The 26,314-nt window shown below is 67.2% G+C and carries 13 protein-coding genes and 1 pseudogene; 7 read left to right on the plus strand and 7 right to left on the minus strand.

Going from position 1 to position 26,314, the window contains the following annotated elements; genetic code table 11:
* Positions 1-579: 579 nt before the first annotated feature.
* Positions 580-5,691, minus strand: a complete 5,112-nt coding sequence (locus SNR22_RS06190) for a hypothetical protein (RefSeq protein WP_320065486.1) — start codon at positions 5,689-5,691, stop codon at positions 580-582.
* Between the two features lie 93 nt (positions 5,692-5,784).
* On the opposite strand from SNR22_RS06190, the gene SNR22_RS06195 reads away from it, so the two are divergent.
* Positions 5,785-5,991: a hypothetical protein gene (locus SNR22_RS06195; protein ID WP_320065487.1), complete on the plus strand. Its 207-nt coding sequence runs from the start codon at positions 5,785-5,787 to the stop codon at positions 5,989-5,991.
* A 168-nt stretch (positions 5,992-6,159) separates the two neighbouring features.
* On the opposite strand, the gene SNR22_RS06200 is transcribed toward SNR22_RS06195, so the two are convergent.
* From SNR22_RS06200 to SNR22_RS06210, 3 genes and pseudogenes are all read right to left on the minus strand, one after another.
* Positions 6,160-9,705: a hypothetical protein gene (locus tag SNR22_RS06200; protein WP_320065488.1), complete on the minus strand. Its 3,546-nt coding sequence runs from the start codon at positions 9,703-9,705 to the stop codon at positions 6,160-6,162.
* A gap of 30 nt (positions 9,706-9,735) precedes the next feature.
* Complete coding sequence (locus SNR22_RS06205) at positions 9,736-10,113, minus strand: hypothetical protein (protein WP_320065658.1); 378 nt, start codon at positions 10,111-10,113, stop codon at positions 9,736-9,738.
* A 78-nt stretch (positions 10,114-10,191) separates the two neighbouring features.
* A pseudogene (locus SNR22_RS06210) lies at positions 10,192-10,317 on the minus strand (IS5/IS1182 family transposase); the annotation flags it as partial.
* A gap of 315 nt (positions 10,318-10,632) precedes the next feature.
* On the opposite strand from SNR22_RS06210, the gene SNR22_RS06215 reads away from it, so the two are divergent.
* Positions 10,633-15,033, plus strand: a complete 4,401-nt coding sequence (locus tag SNR22_RS06215) for an AAA domain-containing protein (protein WP_320065489.1) — start codon at positions 10,633-10,635, stop codon at positions 15,031-15,033.
* A gap of 8 nt (positions 15,034-15,041) precedes the next feature.
* Entirely contained in the window at positions 15,042-15,860 is an 819-nt protein-coding gene (locus SNR22_RS06220) for a hypothetical protein (protein ID WP_320065490.1), read from the plus strand.
* 421 nt (positions 15,861-16,281) lie between these two features.
* On the opposite strand, the gene SNR22_RS06225 is transcribed toward SNR22_RS06220, so the two are convergent.
* A complete protein-coding gene (locus SNR22_RS06225) occupies positions 16,282-16,569 on the minus strand; it encodes a hypothetical protein (RefSeq protein ID WP_320065491.1) in 288 nt (95 codons plus the stop codon).
* Between the two features lie 673 nt (positions 16,570-17,242).
* On the opposite strand from SNR22_RS06225, the gene SNR22_RS06230 reads away from it, so the two are divergent.
* From SNR22_RS06230 to SNR22_RS06245, 4 genes are read left to right on the plus strand one after another with little or no spacing between them, the layout of a single operon-like run.
* On the plus strand, positions 17,243-18,817 hold the full coding sequence (locus tag SNR22_RS06230; RefSeq protein WP_320065492.1) for a DUF2397 domain-containing protein: 1,575 nt from the start codon (positions 17,243-17,245) through the stop codon (positions 18,815-18,817).
* Complete coding sequence (locus SNR22_RS06235) at positions 18,814-19,980, plus strand: TIGR02678 family protein (protein WP_320065493.1); 1,167 nt, start codon at positions 18,814-18,816, stop codon at positions 19,978-19,980. The genes SNR22_RS06230 and SNR22_RS06235 overlap by 4 nt, the downstream gene beginning before the upstream one ends.
* A complete protein-coding gene (locus SNR22_RS06240; RefSeq protein ID WP_320065494.1) occupies positions 19,977-24,344 on the plus strand; it encodes an SbcC/MukB-like Walker B domain-containing protein in 4,368 nt (1,455 codons plus the stop codon). Before SNR22_RS06235 ends, SNR22_RS06240 begins: the two co-directional genes overlap by 4 nt.
* Before the next feature lie 50 nt (positions 24,345-24,394).
* Positions 24,395-25,585 carry a TIGR02679 domain-containing protein gene (locus SNR22_RS06245; protein ID WP_320065495.1) on the plus strand — a complete coding sequence of 397 codons (1,191 nt, stop codon included), beginning with the start codon at positions 24,395-24,397 and terminating at the stop codon, positions 25,583-25,585.
* Here SNR22_RS06245 and SNR22_RS29345 read toward each other — a convergent pair.
* Together SNR22_RS29345 and SNR22_RS06255 are read right to left on the minus strand one after the other, a co-directional pair.
* A complete protein-coding gene (locus tag SNR22_RS29345; protein ID WP_413775600.1) occupies positions 25,557-25,793 on the minus strand; it encodes an IS3 family transposase in 237 nt (78 codons plus the stop codon). The genes SNR22_RS06245 and SNR22_RS29345 overlap by 29 nt on opposite strands.
* Positions 25,769-26,278 carry a YbfB/YjiJ family MFS transporter gene (locus SNR22_RS06255; protein WP_320065496.1) on the minus strand — a complete coding sequence of 170 codons (510 nt, stop codon included), beginning with the start codon at positions 26,276-26,278 and terminating at the stop codon, positions 25,769-25,771. Before SNR22_RS06255 ends, SNR22_RS29345 begins: the two co-directional genes overlap by 25 nt.
* Positions 26,279-26,314: the final 36 nt, after the last annotated feature.

Below are 26,314 nucleotides of genomic sequence, written 5' to 3' on the forward strand. Positions count from 1 at the left end.
TACTGCATCAGGACCCTCCCCATGTCGAGGCTTCGCTAACAGCTGCAGCCGTCGATATGGATAGACAACGATGCGGCCCTCCGCAGGACTCGGCCACTTCCACGATTGCCGGCCTGACCTCCTGCGCTCGGAGGGGGTGCCGTTCATCGAGGGTGATGAAGCAAGGACGCCCGAGGTGCCTCCGGCGTGGCACCAGCCGCTACTACGCCGTCAGGGCTCCGCATAGCCCCGTTTCAGGATGTCGACGCGCTCATTGCTGGTGAGGCCGTCGGCCCGCTGGTACCGGCATCAAGGTCGGCTGCTTCCCCCCAGTCCCGCACCACGGTCTTGGTCAGGTCGAAATCCTTCGCGACCTGACCAACCGTCCGGCCCCGCGCCTGCACACCTCGACGATCTTGGCCTTGAATCTCCGGCATGCACGCCTACGAGGCCGGCGCGGCTTCTTACCCATGTCTACATGATGAACATCCTCCCGAGGAGCACACAGCCCCTCTGAGCTGGGATGTCCGTCAAGCCGGCTCAGGCCCACCGCCGTTGCCTGGACAAACGCCAATGTGGCTGGCCGGTGGTGGGATGCGGTCAGGTCAGGCTGTTGAGGAGCTGGCCGGCCACGGCGTTGCCTCGACCGTGGAGGCGGGCGAGGAGTTGCCGGCCGTTGTCCGGGGTGGGGCCGGAGCCGCGCAGCGGGTTCGGGGTGCGAGTGGAGATGGTGACCAGGAACTCGGTGACTGCGGTATCCAACCGCTTACTGGTGGGGTCGGAGGAACGTTCGTGGTCGGCGAGCCAGCCGACGGCGTCGTGGACGAACGCTGCCGCGGCCGGCTCTTGAAAGAAGCGGACGGCCGCGTAGGCGAAGTCGTCGTGGCCCATGTGCTCGCCGAACCACGTAGACCACGCCGGCACGGCTGCGCGGATGGCGGCTGTCTGCTGCTCGCTGACCGGCGAGTGCCCCCACTTGCCGAGGCCGGCGACGGCGAGCGCCAGGACGCCGGTGCCGGAGCGGCCCTGCCAGGTGCTGGCGGTGGTGGCGAAGTCGAGCATGTCTGCGACCAGGGTGGGGAAGGCTGCTGGCCACGGGTCCTTCGCGCAGGCGGTCTTCCAGACCTGGCTCAGGTAGTTGTCCACCCAGGAGGAGGCGGTGGCGCCGAGGGTGAGGATCGGCTCCCAGATCGTCCGGGCCTGTGCGGCGTTGGCGCTGATCGTGACGTCGGCGAGTAGCTCAAGAGCACGACGTTCCTCGTCGTTGGGGTAGCGGGGGGAACGATTGGCGGCCGGGGTCGGGGTCAGCCCGGAGGCGAGGAACGTCGCGAGGTCGGCGGCGAACTCGACCGCCCGGGCTCGCGTGCGCGTATCCGCCGCAGCAGCAAGGGTTGCGAAGTGCGGGCGGGAGGCGACGAGGTAGCCGAGGTCGAGGGTGCGCAGTATGCGGGAGCGGTCGTCGCGGGCGTCGGGGAATCTGGTCGCGAGGGTAGTGGCGATCCAGTCCGCCAGCCGGGGAACCTCGGCGGGCAGGCTGCCGTTGGCAAAGGCGTCGAATGCGGCCTCGGCGGCCGCCCCCAGCTCCGGGAGGTCGTCGATCGGGCCGTGACCGGGCTCGTCGTCCTCTTGGTCCACGTCGAGTCCATCGGCTTCCTCCGGGTCGGTGTCGAAGTCGAGGTCGTCGGCTTCTTCAAAGTATGGGTCGATGTCGTGGTCCCACATCGACAGCCGCGCGCGGTGCAGCGTCAGGTGCTCGAGCCGGCGCAGGTCGTCGGCGAGGTGGGGGTGTGCGGCGGCGGTTCGCATCACGGTGGTGAGGGTGAGGCGACGCGCAACGAGCAGCAGCCGTGCGATGGCGGCGCGCACGGTGACGTCGTCGGGGGTCTCGGCCCACAGGGCGGTGAGCCCTTCGGCGCAGAAGACGTCCCATTCATCGTCGGAGGGGCTGTCAGGGTATGCGTGGCACCACGTGGCGGCCGGGTCGGTGAGGGGGCGCAGCAGCACGGTCTTGCACCACGTCTCACGTTCGGGGTGGTTCCGCAGCCAGTCGCGGGCGCACAGCACCAGCCATGCCGCGTACCCGCATCGCAGGTCCTCCACACTGCTGATCGAGCTCGGCGACTCAGCGTCCGGGGCGAGAGCGTCGAGTTGGGGCTGGACGATGGCCCACTGCTCCTCGAGCTCGGTGTCGCTGGGGCGGACATGGTCGGTGATGTTGCGGCGCATGGTGTGGGCGAACATCATCCAGGCGCGATCGCGGTCGAGGTGGTTCCGTATCTCGCGGGCTTCTTCCTCAAGGGCCGCCGGCGGGGTGTATACGAGGTAGGGTTTTCCGTCCGTGGCGCGGACGGCGTGGTAGTTCGCGATGTCGGTCGCGGCGAGCATCTCCCGCCATCGGTGCGCGTCTGTCGCGGCCCAGTGCTCTCGGGCGGCGGTGAGCTGCTCGGTGAGCCGGCGGGTGACGAATGCGCCCAGGTGCACCAGGTGCAGGAGCGGGGTCTTGCGGTGGTCCATGGTTTGCCACTTGCGGGCTCGCATCGCTCGGGTGGGATTCATGACGAGCGGGAGCAAACTGAAGGAGTGCATCTGCACGCTCATCCGGTCGTGATCGAGCAGGTCGGCGCTGGTGACCAGGGGCGCAAGCGGGCCTTCCAGCAGTGCAGGAGTGTGGCGAGCGATGTCGGCGAGCAGCCCCCACGTCGCGACCGATCGGCTGCCGGTGAGCTGGGAGAGGAGCGTGGTGATGTCGCGGCCGTCGTCGAGGGCCTGGTAGAGGTGAGCCTCCAGGGCCATCATCGCCGCCGCCAGGATGTCCGGTACCCGGTGGCCACCGTTGCTCCAGGCCAGGACTGTGGCGTCACCGACCAGCGCGACGGGCGCGCCGTCGATGAGCAGCTCGAATGCCGGCCGCTCCTGTGCGGGTTCCTGGCCGCCTGGCATTGGGGCGTTGCGGGTGCGTGTCCAATGGGTGGTGGCTCGTTCGACGAGGGCGAGCACGAGGTCGACGCCTTGCGGTTCGGCGTTGATGAGCATCGCGCGGAACGGCCCGGACTCGGGGATCGGATCGAAGGAGCGCGGGGCGCTGGCGATGCCGAGGCCGTCACGCAGCCGGTGGTGCGAGTAGTGGCGGTGATGATAGTCGGAGTTGACGGCTGCTCGCAGCACCAGGTCCCGGGCCAGCTGCGCGGACGCCGGCAGCAACGGCATCACGGTGTCGACGTCCAGCAAGGCTGCACGGAGTCCCGTCTGGCCGCGACGCTGGCGGCCCCTGACCTGGCCCCTGTGCTCGAGCTGGCTGTCAACAGGGGGCAGCAGCGCGTCAAGGAAGGTGGCGACGGCGTCGGGTTCGACCGCGCCGGCGGCGATGACGCACCGCCACAGCACCGCCTCGACCGTGTCGTCGAAAAAGCCTCCGCCGTCGATGTGCGCGACGATGTGTCGTCCGACCGCCAGGCCGATCACAGCAGCCTGATCGCGGGCCGGCCACGTGTCGGGAGCGTGTCGCAGCCACAGGTCGGCGATCGCGGCGACCCCCGTGGCGGCCGTGGCGACCGCGGTCTCATGCTCCGCCGCCAAGACGCGCAGGACCGGGAGCCACAGCGGCCATACCGGCAGCCGCGACTGCGCGGCGGCGTACACCGCCACGTCCGGCGTGTCGGCGAGCACAGTGATCCAACCGAAGTCCGGCACGGTCGCGGAGAACCTGAACCTGCGCAGCAGCCGTGCCAGCAGAGCGCTGTCGGCGGCGAGGCGCGACCACAGTTCGCCCAGAAGCCGGTCGGCGTCGTGGGCGTAGAACACCGCGTCGAGGTACAAGTCCGCCACGAGCGGCTGGTCAGCGGCGTCCAGCGCAGTCCGGTCGGCCTCCCATCGGTCGACACCGTGCTCGCGGAGCACGCCGGCGGCATACAGGCGGATGGCTCGGTGCCACGACGGCAGCGCCGCCTTCTCCGCGATCACGCCGATGACGTCGTCACGGGAGCGCAGGTAGTGCAACAGCGTCCAGTCGTCGAACAGGTCGTGGGTGAAGGAGACCCGGCCGTCGACCTCGGAGAGAATCCCATCGACGCGCAGCTGGTCAACGAGCCCAACGGCGTCGACCGGGAGGTCGTCCAGGGGAGAGTGGGCCCGCAGACGGTCGGCCTGCTCGACGGCGATTCGCCGCAGCAACGTCTGGCAGGTGGCGCCGTTCGGGCCCGCGCCAGCCAGCCGCTGCCACCACAAGCCAGCGATCGACGGCTCGTCACGAATAGCGGCAACCGTAGCCCCGGGCATCCGCAGCACCAGGTCGAGGACCTTCGGGCGTCGAAGGACACCACGGAGCCCACCGGCGACGACCACCGCAGCCAGGTCCGGATGCCCGCGCAACACCAGATTGACGTCGGCGTCAGACAGGTCCCCCATCACGAGCGGGGCGGCCCGCGGGCCGTTGGCCTGCACAAGGTGCTCCGACACTCGGGGGAACTCCGCTTGCTGCGAGGTGATCAACAATCGGATCCGACCGCCGGTGGCGGCGGCGAGGCGTGCCAGGGCGGCCGTCACGGCGAACGGCTCGTCGGTGTAGACCCGGTCGAGGCCGTCGACGACGAGGCGGACCTCTCCGGAGGCAAGCGTCAGGACCTCCTCCAGGCCCCGGGTCAGCCTGAGTCGCGCGCCGACGCCGGCCTCCAGGTCCGCAGCCGACAGCCACACCGCCTGGTGCGTGCCCGGGGCGGCCAGCCACCTCTTGGCGGCCACGGTCTTGCCGCAGCCCGACGGCCCGGACAGCACGCTGACCGCCCCGGCGTTGGCGAGCACGGCGGTCACGTCCTCACGGGCCAAGACCACGTCGTCGCCGAGCCGGTCCCGGACCCGGGCCGTCATGCTGGCGGTGTGCGTGGCGAGAAGGCTCCAGTCGGGGGCGACATCCGGACGCAGCTGAAACGCGAACTGCCCGCCCAGTCGCTCAGCCAGAAGCTGCCAGGTGACTGCCCCGCCTCTGGGCCGCAGGTCGGCAACCACCTCGAGCAGCGCCGTCCACAGATCCACGACCCTCCCGGCCTGCTGCGGCACGAGCGCGGCGCGGCACCACCGGATCGCGTCCGAGATCGCCTGCGAAGTAGGGGTGAGGAAATCCAGACGCAGAGGAAGAAGCAAGGCCAGCAGCCGGGCGGGAGAGGAGTCCACGTTGACCCCGCGCTGCTCGGCGAGCTCAGTCGGACACTTCGCCGACTCCCACAGCGAGCGCTTCGCCTCGTTGAACGCGCCAGGCACGCCGATCCGCGAGGCGATCCCAGCCTGGTCGGCGGCGGCTTCCCCGATCAACTCCCCGAGCTCGACCCAAGTGCCCTGCGCCGCTGACCCTGACACCAGGCCGACCCGGTCTGCAGCGGGCCGGAACCTGTCGGCGAGAATGTCGCGCCAAGCGGCCTGCACGAACTCCGTGTGCAGCCTGGCCCCGGTCAACATGTCGAAGGACTTCACCGACGCCGACCACCGCGGCCTGCGGGCCGCGTCACCGGTGACAACCATATCGTCGAGGAAGAAACCCGACGCACCGCCCTGGAACCGCACCTCCACCGGGACCGCCACCCCGACGCCCAGCGGCATCTCGCCAGCGGCCATCCCAGCGGCGAGCCACGCACCAACACGGTCTTCGAAAGTGAAGCCGCCACCGCCCGTGATGAACGCCGTCGCCACCGACCGCCCGTCCGACGCCTCGCTGCTCGACATCGCCTGAGGCTACCGGCCCCCACCCACCCAACCGCTCACCTGCCCGAGACGAGCCACCCCACTCAGGGACCACCGTTGTGTCGAGCACCCGCCTTGCCGTTCGTCCGTCCGCGCGTCGGCCTCAAGCCGCCCGCCCCGTCCCCACAGGTGGAGGACCTGTTCAACACCATGAGCAGGGAGGGCCGCAAGGACGAGGTCACGAAGGACTTCGAGTACACCCGTGAGTACGCCGAGGTGCTAACCATCGCGTCAGCCGGGATGCTCAAGCGGCTCTCCGCTGAGCACAGCGTCGTCGTCTAACAGTAACGAAACGCGAATTTGCTTTCGCATATTTGTTGTCATCGTTGTGTTGTGTAGACAGCTTGACTGATGCTGATCCCCCGGTGAAGAACCGCTCTTCACAACAGTCAATCGTGCACGAGGTCGTTAGAAAGGGTGAAACGGCGGGGCCCCTTTCTCGCCGTACGGCTAACCTGGATGGGACCTGGCTCGGGTGGCTCTGTCACTCAGCATGTGATCGGCGATAGCCTCAACAGCCGTCGGGCAGACCATGGCGAGTAGGTCGAGAATCTCGGACAGGCGCCTTTGGCGGATGGGTGATACGAGGAATGGCTTGGCCCGGGCTGGCTCAATCTTGCGTGCGACCGCGATCGATGCCCGAGCCTGGCTGAACCCGTCCTCTATGCTTTGGATGGCCCGCTCGGCCGCATCGGTGGCTCCCTGCTCGACGAAGATCTCGGCGAGTTTCTGGAGGCACTGGCCCTGCTGATAGGAAGTACCGCCGGTCCGGGCAAGCACGTCAGCGCGGTCACCGTGGCCGGCTCGAGCCAGGGATACAACGAGCCTCGTTCGCCCTTCGGCCTGAAAATACGGGTCCACAATAGAGTTGATCAACGTCTCCGCGCGCGTGAAGTTTCCGGCCTGGGCCACGGCATCGACCGCCTCGGCCAGGCCTTGGTCACGTGCCTGAGCCGCCAGCGAGGTCTTCCGTTCAGTAGTGCTACTGAACGTCGGCCAGCTGACCGGCGTGGTGATTGGAGGCGAGGGCTTGTCGGTGCCTTCGTTGTCGGCCATCCAGTTTGCGAGTGCTTCCGCACGTTCGTCCTCGCCGAGTACCCACCACGCGGTCAAGATCTTCTGCATCGCGCGGTGAGGGAGGTGTTGTCCGCTTTTGGCGGCCTTTTCGGCGGCGGCCAGTGGTCCGATGGCGAGCCGGAGCTTGTGAGTTCCTTTGGTGGATGACGCCAGTTCGATCAACATTGCCGCTTGGCGCTGCGGTTCGCTGATCAGTTCAGTGGCTTCCAGTGCTGTCTCGAGATCTTCTGTCAGGGCTGCCCCGCGGGCGAGTTTCTCGAGGTCTAAGTTGCTTGGACTCGTCTTGTGACCCATCCGGAAGAGTAAGGTGGCGCGCTGAGCAGTTTTGCGGGCGGACTCGACGTGGCCCAAGGTAACGAGTGCCGAGACCAGGGGCACGAGAAGCTCGAGTTCGGTTCGGGAGTCGTTGATGGAACGGCTGATCGTCTCCGCTCGTTCGGCGAGTTCGGTCGCGGTTTGCCTGTCGCCACGCCTCGCTATGCGATAGCCCCAACTAGTCAGCGCGGCCGCCCGCTTCCGGCGGTTGGTGATCGCGTCTATCAATCCGGCCAGATCTTTGTCGTCGACTTCATCAGCTGCTTGGACGATGATCCTGCCGTATGCCTGGTCTCTGACGTCGGCGTCGGGAAGGGCGTCAGCGAGCCGTCTGGCGTAATCAAGATCGCCCGCCGCGGCAGCGGATCCGATCACCTCGAGCATGGCCTTTGCCTGATCAGAGTTCTCCACGATGGAATTGACCACTGCTGCAGCACGTTCGGGCTCGCCCGCTTTGTACCAAGCCGACCCAATGGCGGCGGCGAGCCGCACTAACACGTAATCCGGAAGGGCTTCCCCCTTGTCTCGGAAATCGGTCAGTGCCGCCTCGGCGAGGCTAGCGAGGCTCGCCAACTCGGCACGGTCAACGATGGTCGCCAGAAATGGGCCGATCTTTGTCAGTGAATCGATGCGCCGCCGTGGTTCATGCACACGTGCGGCTTCCCGGATGGCGTGGTCCGCGACTTGACGAGCCCGGTCTGGCCGACCCGAGCGGATGAGCCCATCCGCCAGGTAGGCGTAAATAAGGGCCTTGTCGTCGCTGTTCGTCAATGCGTCGACTTCAGCCATAGCGCTGTCGGTCAGACGGTCAGCGAGGCCGGGTTCGTCACAGCGGGCAGCCTCCTGTCCCAGAGTGCCCAGCGCCTGGGCTCGCCAGTATGGCATCGGAGTCTGCCAGACCAGTTCTTCCGCCTCGGCCAGGCTTGCGCCGGCGCGGGCAACACCGATGGCGACTCCGGCGAGTGCCCGCGATTGCCAGAAAGGCGCCGGTGCGCTGAGCGCCACCCGGAGCGCTCGCTCACGTTCACCGCCCTCGGCGAGGCGGCGGGCGACTTCGCCGATCGCTTTGCCAGGCTCATCCTCGGCTACAAGGAGACGAGACGGTATTAGGCTGACGAGCCGTTCGGCATGGGCGTGGTGGCCTGCCGCCGCAGCTTCGGGCGCGAGAAGTGAGAGCGCGCCACCGCGCATCCCACCGTCTTCGGATATCGACCGGACCAGTGCCTCGGCGCGCGTGACGTTGCCGACGGCGGCCCACAGGCGGGGTAGGTCAAGGGGTATGTGGCTGTTGCGCCTCTCAAGGTCGGCGCGGTGCAACGCCAGCCGGCACAGCGAAGCCAGGTCACAGTCGTCGGCCGCCGACAACGCCTCCTCAGCGAGCGCGACCTCGTCCAAGGCAACGGCATCACCGCCGGTGTGGTCCAGCATCCGGTCGTGCCGGCCTGCGTCGGTGGCCTGCTGCACCATCCGCGTGTGGTCGCCCTGGTCGGAGAGCATCCGGAAATAGCCGAGCAGGAGGTACTCCGGGGTGTCGACGGGCCAGCCTCGCTCGCGATAACGGTCAGCCCACTCGTGCAGCCGTTGCCGGTAGTCGCGTAGGCGCGACGGGCCGAGAAGCTTCCTCGCCGTGGACTGCAACTCCTCGTGAGCAAGCACGTAGGAATCACCCGCCCGGCTGAAGGTACGTCCAGTGAAACTGGTCAGAGAGTCTTCCACCACCCACTGGTCCTCGTCGGCCAGTTCCGCAAGGTCCGCCACGGACAGACCGCTGGACGCGGCGGTGATCAACCCGAGGATGGCCCGTTCGGTGCCGTTGGTGTACATGATCCTCTTCAGTTCCCGTTCGGCGTCGGCCCGTACTACCTCTGCGTAAGTCGACTGCCCGAGCTCACGGACTACGCATCGAACCCGCAACGGATGGTCGGACGACACATCGGGGGGCAGCGGCGGGTCCGGCCGACTGGACACGACGACACGCAGACCGCTCGGTGGGTGTCGGGGGAGGGTCGCGGCGATGCTGTAGGAATCAGGCCCGCCCGTGACTCCTCGATCCTCGTCCAGCCCGTCGACCAGAAGGATCAGCCGTTCATCCGCCGCTTGGCAGGCGGCCGCAGCTGAACTGAGCATGTTCAACAGGTGCGCCTCCTGCGTCGATTCGGTCAGGCCGACGGGAAGTCCTCGATGTTCGAGCAGGTCGGCGAGCTGTTCGAGGACGTTGTCGAGGAACGCCCTACGGTCGTTCTGCTGGTGATGGCGTGCAGTCACGAAGAAAGAGACGATTCGGACTCCTACCGGCGGGTGTAGCACGAACCATGACATCAGTGCAGACTTGCCGGCCCAAGCCGGGGCACGCCACCACGCATAGCGGTAGTCGGGTTCGCCTGTGCAGAAGGCCCCGAGCTCGGCCAATTCGGCGTCCCGACCCTTCAAATCGGGCGGGACGATCCGGCGTATCTGCTCGACGTAGGCGGAGCGGACGACCGGCGGCACGTAGCCGTACGAGTTGTACTGCGTGTTGTTCGCGCCAACCTGCACGCCGTAGGCGTGGTCCGCGTCCAACCCGACGACCGTGCCGTTCCGCCAACCGGGTGTCGTGTCCGTCATCGTGTTCGAGGTGGCTGCCGAGGCGGTGGCTCAGTTGAATGTGTTGGTCTGGGTGTTGTGGCTGCCAAACTGAACTCCCTTGGCATAGTCGGCTGACACCTGGTAGCTTGCCGCCGCTGCCCCGTCCGGCTCTGCCAGGCTCAACAAGCGGCGCGCTGCGGTGATCACTTGCTCGTCGGCGGCAGCGCCGGATTCTGCCAGGTCTGCAATGAGCAGCGCCTGCCATTGATCGGATTCGACCTCCGCTGCGTCGAGTGCTTTCTGCGCCCGATCCCGACCCAACAGGCGCCGTCGCAGCAGGTTCTTCAATCCGATGTAAGAATCCGAGATTGCGGATTTCGTCACGTCCGTCGAGCCCGCCGCCGCACCGGCAGCAAGCGCTGCGACAATCAATTCCACACCCGTCACAGCACCCATCCTATGACAGCAGAGCCTCACGGACGTACACCTGATCAAGCGCAACTCGCGGTCAAGCACAGTCCAGTCTCGGACTACGAGCAGGAGCTTCAAGGTCTTGAGCAGGGTGATCGCTCGTTCACCGCGGAGGTGGATCTTCGTCTGAACCCGGGTGACCGCCTTCCGCCGGCGTGACAGCTTCGGCCGGAAGCGGTGCGCCTGCACGGAGGCGGCCGCTGCCCAGGGGTGTGGAGGCCATGGCAGGACCCTTGCGGCCAGCGGTGGTTGTGTCGGCTGCAGGGGCAGCGACTGTCCAGTCCATCCTGGACGGCCCTGCAGGGTCGCTTCGTGCCCCGCTGGCTCCGTTCGGTGCTCTCAAAGGCGGGCGGTCTCGATTTTCACTCCTTGAGGATGTTGCGTTGCGTGGTGGTCTGCGTGCATCCTGTTGGGCTGCGCTAGCCCCGAGGAGGCAGTGTGTCGGAGCCTGTGTCATTGATGAGTCCGGACGTGAAACGACTAACCCGTAGCCTTGTGGCCTACCTGTTGGAGCAGGTCAAGGCCTACCGCCAACAAGATCGGAATCCGCTCGACGACGGTGTCGTCTACTGGTTGGGTGCCTTGCAAGAGCCCAAAGTGCAATCAAGCGCGCCCGTGCTTGTGGAGATTGACTCCCCATCGCCGTCCGACCCTCCCGTACTGCCGACGGCCCTGCGGGGTTTGATCGATGAGACGCAGTGGATCAACCCTGAAGGCCCTGCGCCCCAGTTGAGCGATGGGTTCAGCGGTACGGTATCCGCTGAATCTGTCCAGTCTGACTCCGTGAAGCGAGCCTACGACAGCGTGCTCCTCCGCTGGATGAGATGGGCTGAGTATGAGCGTGGCACGCGTGCGAAGCGTGCGAGGTACGACCAGCTGGAGCGGCTCGAACGCGAAGCTCTGCAGCGAATTGACACCGAGGAGCTGGTTCTGGGTGTCGGCCTTCTCAGCTCCTGCTTCGAGGGACGGTGGATCGTTCGTCGCCATCTGCTCATCTGGAACGTAAGGATTGCCCGCAATCCGGAAACCGACGCACTGCAAGTTGTTCTTGCCGTCGACCAACGGGTAAGGGTTGAGCACCAGGATTTCCTCACCGCTGATGACGGCTACAAGGCGAGCCGGGGCCGCCTGCCCTGGTCCGACACCGAAGCCGTCGGGCTGCAACCGTTTTCGCCGCAATTGTCTCAGTGGTTGGCGGGGTGGAAACGGCGATTCTGGGACCGACCGCTTCAACTCGCCGCGGATCAGTGGGAGCCGCCGCCCCTCGCCGAGGGCGACGAAGCCCAGTTGACAGTGGCTCCCGCACTGTTCCTGCGTCCTCGCGACCGCAGCGGACTGGAGAGGTTCTACAGTGCGATCGCGGACAGCCTCGATCGGCAGGACAGTCCGGCACCTCTCGGACTGGCGCAGCTGGTCACCTCCATTGAGCCGGAACATCGGCTGACCATGCTGAAACACGCAGGCAGCAGTGACCGTCCGAGCGTCAGCGGTGATCCGTTGTTCCCCCTTGCCAGCAACCGCGAGCAGCGTAGGGTGCTCGAGAAGCTAAGTGCTGACACCACCGTCGTCGTGCAGGGCCCGCCAGGAACGGGCAAGACGCACACGATCGCGAATTTGATCTGTGCCCTGCTGGCCGACGGTCAACGTCTGCTGATCACAAGTCAGAAAGATCAGGCACTTCGGGTACTGCGAGACCAGCTCCCACCAGCCGTGAGGCAACTCTGTGTCCTCATGACGGGAATGCAGCGTGCCGGTGCCAGCGAACTCGAGCGCAGCATCACCGCCTTGTCGGAACTAGCCGCAACTGTCAGTCCAGATGAACTCCGCCGAGACATCGCACAACTGCGCGACCGACGCGACGACCTCACCATCGCGCTCACCCAGGCAGTCCGAGACCTACGGTTCGTCCGCGAGCAGGAGTACCTGACGCATCCTTCGGTAGCCCCGGGATACACCGGCACCTTGGCGACACTCGTCGAACTGATCGCCGCAGGACGCGATCGGCATAGCTGGATCGACCCGTTGCCTGCCAGCGCCGCCGCAGGTGTGCCGCTATTGGACGGTGAGGCCCGAGAGTTGTGGAACCTGCTGACCTCGGCTACGCAGAAACGCATCGCACGCGCCCGACAACGTGTCCCTGGAGCCAACATGGTCCCGCCTGCGGCTGAGATCATCGCGTTGATTTCCAAGATCGACCAGGCGGAGCGGATTCTCGGCCCCGACCATACTGGTGCCCGCTGGGCCATGGCGACCCTCGATGACGCCGCCCTAGCCGATATCGAGAGACATGTCGACACCGCAGCCGACGCCCTGGCAATCTGCGGCTTGCCCGACTTCATCTCGAACTGGGAGCAGTCGGACTGGCGGCGCAGCGCCGCAGACGCGCTCCTCGCGCGCCGCAGTCCTGCATATTGGGACGCACTGTTCACGGAACTGCGAGATGTTGAGCCGCACGTCCGTGCACTCGCCGCACTCAACGGCAGCGACATCGACCTGGGCACCACGCCGCTGACCGCAGCGAACCTCAACCGTCTCGCTGGTCAAGCCAAACGCCTGCGTAGCCATTTCTCCAGGGGAGGTCGACTCCGCCGGTACCTACCTGCCCGCGCGCAGCTCAACGCGACGGACCTGCTGGAGGTGTGCACCATCGACGGCGCTGCACCGTCGACGGCCAGTGAGCTCGCCGCACTGATCACCTTTCTGAAGGCCGAGGCTGCCGTTACCGCCGCACTGGAGGCATGGGTGCCGGTTGGTGTGCCCGTCGTATACGGGCCGCTTCGCCGACGGGTAGCGCACCTCGATGACGTCTCGCACAACGCCTCCGCCCTGCGGTCACTCGTCGCCGCTCGTGACGCGATCGAGCAGGTACTGCGCCGCCACAACATCAGGTACGCAGTCCGCAGCCCTGAAGACTGGGACCTTCTGGTCCGCATCGCTCGAGGACGATCGGTCATCGCTGGGGCACGGCACGCTACCGAAACCCTGACCCGCACCAGCGAAACAGTGTGGACCTGGTCTCTGCAGGCTGAGTCAGCCCCTGAGGTAACCGAGGTCGCTGCGGCGCTGCGCCACCGGGATGTCGACCGTTATGCCGTCGCTCGAGCGGCCCTCGACCGCGCCAGGGACGACAAGGAAGCCCAAGATCGCAGCGAGAGCCTCTACCATCGGCTCGTCGACGCCCATCCGGCCTTAGCTCAGGAGTTGACCGACAATCTCGACGACCCGATCTGGGGCCAACGGCTCGATGAGATCGAGGCGGCGTGGGCCTGGGGCGCGGCGGCAACCTACCATCGGCTCGTCCGGCAACCCGACGCCGACCGCACCCACGAGCAACGCATAGACGACATAGAAGCCCAGCTCAGCACTGCGACCGCGGAACTGGCGGGCAAGCAAGCCCTCCTTCAATGTTTGACTCGTATGACGGAGCGGCAGCGGCAAGCGCTGCAGGCGTACAAGACCAACATGAGTGGCCTCGGTCGCGGCCAAGGAAAGAGCAAAGACCGCTATCTCGCGGCAGCCCGAGAAGCGATGCAGGACGCCCAGCAGGCCGTCCCCGCATGGGTCATGCCCCTGGCGACCGTCACCGACACCATCACGCCGCGCCCGGATATCTTCGACGTGGTCATCGTCGACGAAGCCAGCCAAGCCAGCATCGATGACCTCTTCCTCCTGTGGCTGGCGCCACGAGTCATCGTCGTCGGGGACGACAAACAATGTGCCCCCGGCCTCAAGGGAGCAACCGAACTGAAGGTCAGGGAAGAGAGCCTGGACCGTCACCTCGCCGACATGCCCCTGAGTCTGCGCAACGGCTTCAGCCCCACCTCCAACCTCTATGAGCTTCTGTCCACGCGTTTTCCTGACGTGGTCCGGCTATCCGAACACTTCCGATGCATGCCCGAGATCATCGGATGGTCCTCCGCGCAGTTTTACGACAACCGCCTGATCCCCCTTCGTCAGTTCGGTGCCGATCGGCTTGACCCCCTCAAGGTGGTTCACGTCGAAGATGGTGTAGAGATAGGACGCAATTTCACTCTGCGAAACCAAGTTGAAGCTGAAACGGTGATTGACTATCTAGCTAAGATCATCGACGATCCCAGGTACCGGAACAAGAGCATCGGAATCATCGCGCTGCAAGGTGGCAAACAGACACAAATTCTGGACCAGTTGCTCAACGAGCGCATCGATTCCACTGAGATCCGACGGCGAAGAATCCGTGTGGGTCAACCACCGGAGTTTCAAGGAGACGAACGCGACATCGTCATGCTCTCGATGGTCGTCACCAAGGCCAAACGCGCCCTGACCAGTCGAACAGAGCAACGCCGGTACAACGTCGCTGTGACCCGCGCCCGGGATCAGCTGTGGCTTTTCGCCTCCGTGCATGCCAGCAGCCTCAACCCCGCCGACCTACGCCACTCTCTGCTGACCTACATGCTGCACCCGCCGGCCACCCTCGCCATCGACCCCGACCTCGACGACATCACCGCCGACACCCGCGCGGAACCCTTTGACTCGCTACTGCAGCAGCGAGTCTTCCTCGAACTTCGCCGTCGCGGCTACGCCGTCGTGCCCCAGTACCCAGTCGACCACCGCACCATCGACCTCGTCGTCGTCGGCGACAACGGACGACTCGCCGTCGAATGTGATACGCCCAGCCGACCTCTACAGCCTGACGAGGTCGAGCAGGAACTCCACCGTGAACGCGAGCTACGCCGAGCCGGCTGGCAGTTCATCCGCCTCCGCGACAGCGAGTACCTGCTCGACTCGACCGCGGCGCTTGAACCCCTGTGGCAACAGCTGCAGCAACGACGGATCGAACCGCGTTCACTGCCCGCAGCTCCCCGGCAGGAAGCACGGTGGAGACCGACCCTCCTGTCCAACGATGATGACGACTCCTAGGAGACGCTGTGCTTGAAGACATTGACGACAACGCCCTCGACGAGGTCGCCCGTGTCGCCTGCGGGGGAGACGACTACCCGGTCTACCGGCGCGGCGGAGAATTGCCCAAGCTGCTGCAGCAAGCTGGCTGGGACAACGTAGCCCGCTACAACAACGAACCACGCCGCGCCTGGCTCACCAACCAACTCCGCGCTCGCCGGCACGTGCCCGGGGCGATCGACGCCTTCGTGTGCCGCCTCGCCGACCGGCGAGAGTACGTTCACCGCAACGAACCCCTCGCCGCGGCGGAAGTCACCCAACTACTCAACACGATCCTCGCCACTGAAGGCTTTGAGATCGCGCACAGCCAAGGACGACCCATCATCCGGCCCTACAAGCCGCCAACCGACCAGGAACAGCAAACCCCAGACGTGATACTGCACGTCGCCATGGCCGACCTCGTCCGCGACGCCGACCTTGCCACCGTGCTCGAAAGTCGGCTCAACGAAGCCCGCATCTGCGACCGCAACGGCGCCTACGCCAGCGCCGTCATCATGCTCGGCAGCCTCCTCGAAGGCGTGCTGCTCGACGCAGTGAAGGCCCGCATGTCGGGCTCCGAGAAACCGCCTGAGCGGTGGACGCTGCATGACCTCATTGAAACGGCCCACCGAGAGAAGTGGATTCAAGCCGATGTCCGCGGCTTCGCCGGAAAATTGCGGGAGTATCGCAACCTCGTCCACCCGAACGCGCAGGTGAAGATTGGCCACGCTCCAGATCGGGATACGGTCAGCATGTGCTGGCCCGTCATCAACGCAGCACTGAACGACCTCGCGGCAACCGCCACATGATCGATGCGCAACCGGAGGGCGCCGGGACCGGCTGAGCGGACATCGACGGGAGAGGTGTGTTACAGCCGAGTACGGTAGCCGACGATGTGGACCCTGTTGGCCTACGGCCGCCCGGTCACCGCGCGCAGGCCGGAAGCCTGATCAGCGTGCAAGGTGGCCGGGCCAGGTATTCGGCGAGCTTGCGCACGCTCCACCGGGTGAACGGCTGGTCGAGGGCGGGCGGGTGGTGGCCGACATGACGATGAACGCTTGGTCGCCCTCGCTGGTCCGGCGGGCACAGCCACCCACCCAGCTGCCACCCCAACACCCTGACCCTCGACCACCACCAGACCGCGAACGCTGACCGGCGTGTCACCCAACCCGGCAGACGTCCCCCAGTACTCTGAGGGTGTCGAGGCTGAGGCGTCGCTTAGGTCCGCCGCTAGATCAACGGGATCGCCGTCGACAGCGTCGGGCCATGTTGGGTTTTGGTTTGTGTTGCCCCTCGGACACATTTTTTCCCCATGAAGCGTGATTTCTCTTCGCGTTTCGGGCGATCCCCGTCCCGTTGGGCGGAGATCTTTGCTGTGCGGGTCAGGACGCTCGTCGGGGCGGTGAGCGGGAAGACCGCCGTGTCAGTTTCGATGGTCCAGGCGTCGTGGTCACACACGATGATCATGTTGTTGAGCCGCAGGTAGCACGCGACGCTGTCTGGATCCTGGTCGCGCATCGCCGGGTGGTGCCGACGCAGGCAGCTGTCGTGTCGAATCCTGTCCAGGAGATGGTCCTCTCGGACGTAGAGGGTCTTCTGTCGTCTCGATGAGGTGGGTCGGGTGCTGGTGTTGCCGTGTCGGCATCGTCGCGGACGGCCGCACCATCGGATCGCTGCCTGTCGACAACCCGATCACCCCTGGAATGCTGCTGATCTTCAGCGGCCGACGCTGGAAGGTCGTCGCGATCGACACGAGGCAGAAAGTCATCGACCTGGTCAGATCCGGCGGTGGCCGCCCCCCGAGCTTCTCAGGAAGCGGCGGCGAAGTCGCCGACGCCGTCCGACAACGCATGCGCACGATCTACACAACAACCGCGCGGTGTCGGGCTTGGGAAACCTCCTGGTAGGCCGAACCTGGGAAGCCCAACAACGCCAAGTGCCGTGCGCCTTGTTCAGGTTGCGACTGTCGGTGACCCGACAAAACCTAGAGCTTGGGCATGCGGCACTGGTCAGGGGCCGGCTGGCGCTACGAGTGACCAGTCGATCATGGTCGAGTAGGTCGCCGGGCGCCCTTGCGAGCCGGATGTGACAATGCGCAACATTATGCTCGCGTAGCGGCTCGTTCTTGGACTTGACAAGCGCGTCTCGTGCTTGCCCGGAGCGCGAGCCCTGGGATGTGGTGTGGAAGGGGATGCGAGTGCGGCCGGACGGCGCAGAGCTCGACGACCATGAGGAACGGTCGGCTGACGGCCCGGATCTGTGGCAGCTGGCCGGGCTGCCCGGCGGGTTGTTGCAGGCCAGCTATCTGACAAGCCGGTTCTCGGCCCAGTACCGGCTGATCGTCGATGTGCTGCTCGCCGAGCAGGAGCACACCCTGACCGGGGTCGCGGCCACTGAGCTTCCCGGGCTACTGCGCCGCCGTCTGCAGGTGCTGGGTGTCGATCCGGGGCTCCTCGACGATCCCGCGTTCAAGCTGAAGGATCGGATGGGCCGACTCGAACGGTGGGGTGTCGTCTACCGGTTCCAGGACAAAGCGGTCCGAGACGCGGAGTTCGTTCTCGACCGGGACCGGTACCAGCTGACCGAGACCGTCGCCGAACTACACCGGGCGATCACGTCCCTCGGCGACGACACCGCCGCAGCCGCCGCTGCAACCCTGGCCCCCGGAATCCTGATGGCCAACCTGGCCCTGCTGCACGAAAGCTCAGAGGCAGATCCGGCGGGGGCGGCGGCTGCCTGGTCCGTGATCGCGACGACGCACCAGTCAATGGTGAAGGCCGCCGCCGGCTGGCAGGCTCGGCTCGCCGGTGCGCTCGCTGGCCCGCCGACACTGGAGAAGATCACCACGGTCCAGGAGACCCTGCGCCGCTACGTGGACATGTGGGGCGCCGGCGTCGACACGCACTCAGAAGCGATCACCAATCTCGCGGCGAAGCTCGCGATGCTGCCGATACCAGTGTGGCGGCGCATCGCTGTGCACACCCTAGGCGCGAACGCGGACGAGCCTGCGATCGAAGCGCTCGTCAACACCCACTTGCTCACCCTAGAGACGCTGCACCGCTGGTTCGACGGACCGGACTGCCAGGCCCGCAAACTACGCCGACAGATGCGCGACACGATCGGACCGCTATTGCGCGGGCAGCGGACCTTGGCCGCCGTCGGCGGGCACGTCTCTCGCCGAGCGGAACTCATCGAGCTGGCCACCCGCCTGGAATCGACCGCGGACGACGACGCCGCCTGGCGGCTGTGGTGCAGCTCGACCGGGCTATTCTCCGCTCGGCATCTGCCGGGCGCAGGGGACCCACCAGCGGGCAACCCCGGCGCGGTGTCGTTCTGGGATGCCGATCCGATCCCCGTGGAGGCCCGCCTGCGCAAGCAGGGCCCGAAAGCAACGACCGGGACCGCAGCGCGGATTCCCGACCGGACCGGCGCGAAACGCGCTGCCCGCGAACGGGCCGCACAGGCTGCCGCGCAGGCCGCAATCACCGAATCGGCACTCCTCGCCCGCTCCGGGCAACGGCTGTCGCAGTGGCGGGACCTGACCTCCGCCGAGCTGCAAATGCTGCTGGTCCTGCTCGGCGCGGTCGCCGCCGCCCAACCGGACGGCACCGGCCGGCGATCTGCGACCACCGGCGACGCCCGGTGGCTCCTGCGCGCCGACCCGCCGGAGGACGGCGTCCCGGCCGCGGTCGTGCACACACCGGACGGCCGGCTGGTACACCCCGACGTCGTCCTGCACATCACCCCAGCCGGGAGCCGGCCGTGAACACATCTACCTCCGCGTCCGTACGGGAGGTGCAGCAGGCGTTCCTCGGCCTGCTCGCCCAGCCACTCGTTACTCCGGCCACGAACCGGGTCCTGCACCGACACGTCCTGCGCCACCAGCGGCAGATCACCGAGCATGCCCGTCGGGCCGGGTACCGCATCCAGCGGGTCGGCCGGGCCGTACGCCTGATCCGGGTTCCGATCGCCGGGACTGTTACGGCCCCACCCCGCCCGGTGGACGCACCTGGCCGCCGGCTGCTCTCGCTCGTCTGCTGCCTAGCCGCATGCTGCGAGGAGATCTCCGGGACGGTGACGCTGCAGCGGCTGTCCGACATGGTGCGGGACTTGACCTCCACACCCGGGGTCACCGTTACCGGCTACGACCCGGAGCAGAAGCCGCAGCGTCGGCTGCTGCGTGACGCGGCTGCCCTACTCGCCGGGTGGGGCGTGCTGCGCCGCCGGACCAGCGACGAGAAGATGCTCTACGACTGGACCGAAGACGGGGCCGGGCCCGGTGTCGGCTACGAGGTTGACCGGGACGCGCTGCTGCTGTTGACCAGTCCTGATGTGCTCGCCGCTGCCGTGCAACCGCAGGACATCGACGCCGAACAGGTCGCCGCAACCCGCACGGTCCGGCAGCTGCGTGCCCTGCTGGAAACTCCGGCCGTCGTGTACGCGGATCTGGACGAGCAGGACGCCGACGCGTTGCGTAGGGCCCGCGGGCTGCGCACCACCGACCTCGCGCAAATGACCGGCGGGACGGTCGAGGCCCGCGCTGAAGGTCTCGTCCTCGTGCTGCCCGACGACCCGGATCGGTCGCCGACCGTGGCCGACTGGCCGCGCGCGCGAGCGGCTGATTGGGTGGCGCTGTTGATGGCTGACCTTGCTGGACGGCATGGCACCCGTACCGCGTCCGGCACGGTGGTACTCACCGACGGGCAGGTGGACGAGGTCGTCGAAGACCTGATCGGCTGGCGCGGCGAGTACATGTCCAAGGACCAGAAGACCGTGCCCGGCACGGTCCGCGCCGACGCGGAAAGGATCCTGACCGAGCTCGGCCTGCTGCGCGTCGGCCCAGACCAGTCATGGACTTTGTCTCCGGCAGCAGGCCGGTATCGCGACCCCGACGTCACCCTCATCGACCCGACGGAGACGACTCGATGACCACGACCGGCTTGTCGACCCCAGGCCCGGCCGCCACGGACGCGCAGCTGGCCGCGTGGCGCGATGCGGTCACCACCGCCGGCCTGCCCGACCCGGCCCGCCCCCGCTGGCAGGTGCTGCGCGCCGGGGTGGTCGGCCTGTGGGAGTTCGACGTGGCCGAGTACTGGTTCGCCGACGGCCGCGCCCAGTTCGTCGGGCAGAACCAGTCCGGCAAGTCGACGCTGATGGCGCTGACGACCCTGCTCATGCTCGCCGGCAGCCTTGACCGCAGATACGTCGACACGTTCGGCCAGTCCGACAAGGAGTACCGGTACTACGTCGAACCGGTCGCCGACGACCGAGACCGGCGGGATGCCTCCGCCTCCACGAACCGCGGCTGGGCGTGGGTCGAATACGGCCGGATCGGCTCGCTCGGTATGCCGGAGTTCTTCACCACCATGCTGTACACCCAGACCAAACGCGGCGTGGCGCAGATGACCCGCGCGTGGGTCGTCTGCCACGGCACCGCCCGGGTCCGGGCCGGCCTAGACCTGGCCGCTGGCCAGGCGGTCACCGAACCCAAGGCTCTCGAAGCCGTCGACGGCGTCACTGTGTACCCGAAGGGCCAGACCTACGCCGAGCGGCTCGCCACTGACCTGTTCGGGTTCGACGACACCGACCGGTACGCGACCGTGATCGAGATGCTGAAGGTGCTGCGCACCCCACACCTGGGGCAGAAGCTCGACCCTGATTGGTTCACCACACAGATCCGCTCGGCGCTGCCACCGGTTGCGAAGAGCGAGGTAACCGAACTCGCCCACGGCTGGCAGGAACTCGAACAGCTGGCCCGCGATCGGGACTCGGCCGAGGAGGCCCGCAAAGCAATCGCCGTCTATCTCACGCGGGCATGGCGGCCGTGGGCCGACGCCGTCCTTCGTCTGCACGCCGACACCCTGATCGCCGCCGACACCGGTGTCACAGAGGCACGTGTCCAGGTCGGCGCCGCGAAGGCCGCCCTGGACAAGGCCCGCAAACGTCTGGACGAGGAGTCGAGGAACACCCAGTACCTCGAAGAAGCTCGCGACCGTACGCGCATGGAACTGATGCAGTTGTTGCGCTCCGCGGCGTACACGAGCGCGGTAGAGCGGGCCAACGACGCCAAGCGGCTGCGCACGGAAGCGAACGCGGCGAAACGCCGCTCGGAGAAAGCCGCCGCTCACCTCGGACGGACCCGCGCTGACCTCGAAGCGGCCAAGTCCGAGCAGGAGAAAGCCGACGAAAAACTCCGAAATGCTGAGCAGGAGCTGAACCTCGCCGCCCGCCGTGCGGCCGACACAGCGGCGGTTGCCAGGCTCGGCGACCAGGTTCCGCAGTGGGCGGCATCCGGCGACGTCGACCGGTTCGATGCAGCGATCACCGCCCGCCGCGCTCAGGTCGGCACGTTGCGGAAACTGATCCGTGCCGCCAGTAGAGCGTCCTCGGCGTGGCAAGCCCTCGACGACGTGGCTCAGAAGGCGCAGGAGCAGCTCAAGGAACGGATCGAGGTAGCGGAGGCCACCGAGCACGCCCTAGCGCAGGCAGTGCAAATCCTGTCCGACGATCTGGAGCGGTGGGCAACAACACTCGGCGATGCGCGCCCGCCGGTCGAAGTCCGTGACGTGTGGATCACCGCCGTTACGGCCCAGACAGGAACGCTCCGGCCACGGGAGGTACTGACCGGCCTGCTGGCCAGGGAGTGGCTCGACCCAGCAACCCGGCCACTCACCACCCGCGTCGCTGAACTACGGGCCGCAGCGAAAACCGCAGCCGCCCGCGCCGCCGATGCCGAACGCGACGCTGACGCACTCGAGAATGCCGGCGACCCGACGCCCGATCCGCCAGTGCGGTGGATCCGTCGTGCCCGGCCATCATTCCCGTCCGATGCAGGCGCCCCGCTGTGGCGTCTGGTCGACCCGGTCGACGGTCTCAACCCAGTAGTCCTAGACCGGGTGGAGGCCAGCTTGTCGGCCGCGGGTTTGCTGGACGCCTGGGTGACTCCCGACGGTGTCTGGGCACCGGACCGCGACGGAGACGAACTCATCATCGTCCCCGGCACCGTCCCCGCCAGCACGGGAAGCCTTGCGCAAGTGCTGCAACCGGCCGAGGACGCCGGCAGCCTATCCGCCGCGGTACTGCGGACCCTCGCCGGCATCGGATACACCACCGACGGGCCGTTGACCGCACCGACTTGCCTGGCCGCCGACGGACGCTGGCAGACCCCCGTCGCGGCGGGCCGGGCTGGAACCGCGACGCATGGTGCCGAGCTCATCGGCACCGCCGCTCGGGCTGCCGCCCGCCGCCGTGAGATTACTGAGTTGCGCGCGCAGGCGACCGGGTTTCGGGCCGAATTTGGGCAGCTGGCAGGTGAAGCGGACCAGGTCAGTGAGCAGATTGCGAGCCTGCGGGCGGCAGCGGATCAAGCGCCTACCGACGCGGATGTCGTAGCAGCCGCTGCTGCACACACTGCTGCAGCCGACGAGGCGGATAAGGCATCCAGCGCTTACCGTGACGCTCGCGGCCGCGAGCAGGAAGCCCGCCGTGTCTCGGACGCGGCGACTGGAGAGGTGACCAGGTACGCCGCCGAGCACCTGCTGGCAACCGGCGAGGAGCAACTCGACACCCTCGCGGGGGCTCTCGATGAGGCTGCGGCCGCCGCCGGTGGTCTACGTCTCGCCCTCTCTGCACAGAAGGCGGCCATGTCGGCGGTCATGGCCGCAGCCGGACGGGTCGCGATCGAGGACAGCCGAGTCCATGAGGCTGCCAGCACCGCCGAGGATGAGGCGCAAACAGCGCAGACCGCAGACGTGAGCGCGACGTTGGCCGAAAAGTCCGTGGACGCTGACGCCCAGCAACTGTTCACCCAGGCCGAACGCCTAGAACTCCAGGTTGAGGAATACGGGCCGTCGATCTTGGCGAGCAAACGCGAAGGCCTTGCCCGCTCGGCGGCGGCCGGGGAGGCGAACTCCACCTGGCAGCAGCGCTGCAACGACCTCACCGCCGCTCTCGAACGCCAGGACCTCGCAGCTGCGGCATGGTGGGTACCGGTCGACGCCGGCCTGGCCGCAGCCCGCAACCTCACCACCCCGGACAGCCGCGATCTGGATGCCGCGCTCGCGCATGCTCGCACGGCTGCCGACCAGCTAAGACCTCAAATGTGGCCGGTGCGGCTCGACGAAAAGGCCCGACGAACCGAGGCGGCCTTGTCGCGCATGCTCGGCTCGTCGCTAGTCGACCTTCGCACAGTTCTGGAAACCTCTGGCGGCCGATCTGTGATCACCACAGAGGCGGACGAGCAGCATCCCCTGCCATCGGTCACCCTGATCGTGGACGCCTCCGGCACCCAGCTCGATCCCGCTGACGCCATCCGGCATCTACAGATTCTGGTCGAGGATCTGTCGCGCACCCACGACGAGAAGCTGCACCAGATGTACACCGAGCTGCTGTCATCGACTTTCATCGACCATCTCGCCGAGCGGATGAAGAAAGTCATCAAGCTCATGGACGTCGTCAACGACGTACTCAGAAAGCATCCGACTGGGGCGAACAAGACCACGCTGCGGCTGCGCCGCGTCCCGGCCGAAGGACAGGAGCCGGGATTCAAGATCCTCAAGGCATTGCAGGAAGGATCGATCGAATCAGAAAGCGCACAGCAGCAAATCCAGCTGTTCCTCGGCGCCCGGCTGCGCGAGGCGCAAGACGCCGGCCTGGTCGGCACCGAAGACTGGACCGACCGCCTCGCGGAACTCCTGGACTACCGAGCCTGGTTTGACATCGTCGCCCAATACAAGGTGGGTAACGGCGACGACGAGAACCGCTGGAAAGACCTGACAAGGAAGGTCCACGGCGTCGACTCCGGCGGCGGGAAGGTGATCACTCTCCTCCAGCCGCTGCTGGCGACGCTGGTCGCCTTGTACTCCGAATCGGAGGACGCGCCGCGGCCGTTGTGGCTCGATGAGGCGTTCGAAGGCGTCGACCCGGGTAACCGGGCCACGATGATGCGAATGCTCATTGACTTCGACCTGGACTTCCTCTTCGCCGGACCGGCGCCGCTCGTCGCGGTCGCGCAGGTCCCGACAGCCGCGCTATGGATCATCACCCGCGCCCCAGCACCGGCCGACGGCGTTGATCTGTCCCTGATGCTGTGGGCTGGGAAAACCCTAGAGGAGGTTCCGGTCGGCGACTACGCAACCCGAATCCTCACGCCGCGTCGCCCAACCGACGACGCCGGTCCGGACTTGTTCACCACCATTGCCGAAACAGGTGGCCCAGCCGGGTCGAACCACAACGGCAACGACGTGGGCGTTCCAGCGAGCATCGTCGCCGTGGACATGGGCGGGCCGGCATGACCGCCGCAACGGATCGATGGGCGGCTCAGGCCGGCCCGCAGAAGGTACTCGTGGCAGTCCGCAAGCTGTTGGAAGAGCACCGCACAGGAACCGGGGTAACCGTCCGTGTAGCCCTCACCGAGCCTGAACGGGCGCAGGTCGGTCGGATCCTCGGCCTCGACTGGGAAACGTCCGGCCGACCGCTCACCCTCGGCAAGCTGCGGGCCGCGCTGGCCCGCGCCGGTGACGACCTGCTCGACCTGCTGACGCGCACCGGCGGCCCAATCGTCGACGTCCGCGGCTGCAGGGAGCAGGCCGCCGCGCTGGCGGCCGCCACCATCGAATCCGCCTATACCACCCTCGACAAAGCCGGGCTGCCCACGCACGCAGTGGAACTGGCCCGGACCCGGCGCTGGCTTGAACGCCCCAACCCGGACCTGGCCACCAGCCGAGCCGCTGACCTCACAAGGCTGTGGCAGACGCTACCCGGCACCGGCCGACCCCTGGCGGAGGTGGCGAACAGCCTCTTCGCCGACCCGCACCGGCTGGACCGCGACACCGACCTGGGCCGGATCTCCGCCCGCCTCCTCGCCGCCGCCACCGCCGTACCCGCCGACGCCGCAGCCGCCGCTGACACGGCGCTCGGCGCAGCCCGGTGGCGCCAGGTGTGGGCCGGACACGGAATCAGCTGCGACGAGGTGTCCGCCACCGTCCTGGTCCTCAACCTCCCGCTCTCCGGGACCGCGCCGGCAACGAGGATCGCGGCAGCGGCTGCCGGGTGCGGCGAGCCACTGTGGCTGACCAGCCGATCACTACGTGGCTACTGGGCACCCTGCCCGGACGTGGACGTGGTCCGGGTCTGCGAGAACCCGGCAGTAGCGGAAGCTGCTGCCGAGCGTCTCGGCCAGACCTGTCTGCCGCTGGTGTGCATCTACGGTCGGCCATCGTCGGCGGCCTGGACACTCCTGCGCGGCCTGGCCGGCGCCGGCGTGCGGCTGCTGGTAACTGCGGACAGGGACGATGCTGGTCGTCGGTTCCTCACGGAAATGCTCGCTCTCCCCGGCGCCACCGAATGGCTCACGGACGTCGACGGTGTGTACGAGGAGGCCCGCCTGGACGCGCTGATCACCGACCTGACCCCGGCACTGAGCAACGCTGCTACGCGTACGACAGACGATCCTGGCTGCGTACCAGGCCCTGCTCTGAGTTCCCCCCGCTTTGATGGAGCGGTGGTTACCTGCTGCCGGTCGGTGCAGGGGTGACGTTATCTGGCTTGGTCAGGTTGGCCTGTTGGTGGTGCCAGGCGGTCTCGTACTCGTCGGGGCTGAGGTCGCCCAGTTCTTTCTGGATGCGGCGGGTGTTGTACCAGCCGTCGATGTAGGCAAAGATCGCGTTCTCGGCCTCGTCGCGGGTCCGCCAGCTCGTGCGGTAGACGAGTTCGATCTTCAGCGTTGACCAGAAGTTCTCCATTGATCCCCTAGCGCTGGGATCGTCGCGCCGCTGAGGACGATGCCCAACCCGGTGCCCGCGAAGTAGACGGTGATGGGCACGCCGGAGGCGACTCGGGCGGCGATGCGCGATGCGATCACGCCACCGGCGATGAACACCACTGCCCCCGCCGCTCCGGCCGCGGCTCGCGCGGTCAGTAGCGCCAGGTAGTCCTCGCCGGCCGCAGTCGTGGCGAGCGCCACCGCGGTGAGGGCCATCCCCCATCGGAAAGCGGCGGCGGCGCCCAAGCGGTGGACGACGGGGGCGGTCGCCAGTGCGCCGACGAGGTAGCCGAGCCCGTTGGCGGTGCTCATGGCCCCGGCTTCGGCCAGGGTCCATTGCAGGTCGTCACGCATGGCTGGCAGAAGCAGTCCGTAGGCGAAGCGCGCGAGACCGAGGGCCGAGGCGGTGCCCAGAGCCAGTCGCGCCGCCTGCCGCACCCCCTGGCGCAGGACCGGTGACCTCATTGGTCCTGAGTGTGGGACGTCGCGCGGCAGCCGCGG

It is taken from the genome of Micromonospora sp. RTGN7 (genome assembly GCF_033804645.1).
Taxonomy (GTDB): domain Bacteria; phylum Actinomycetota; class Actinomycetes; order Mycobacteriales; family Micromonosporaceae; genus Micromonospora.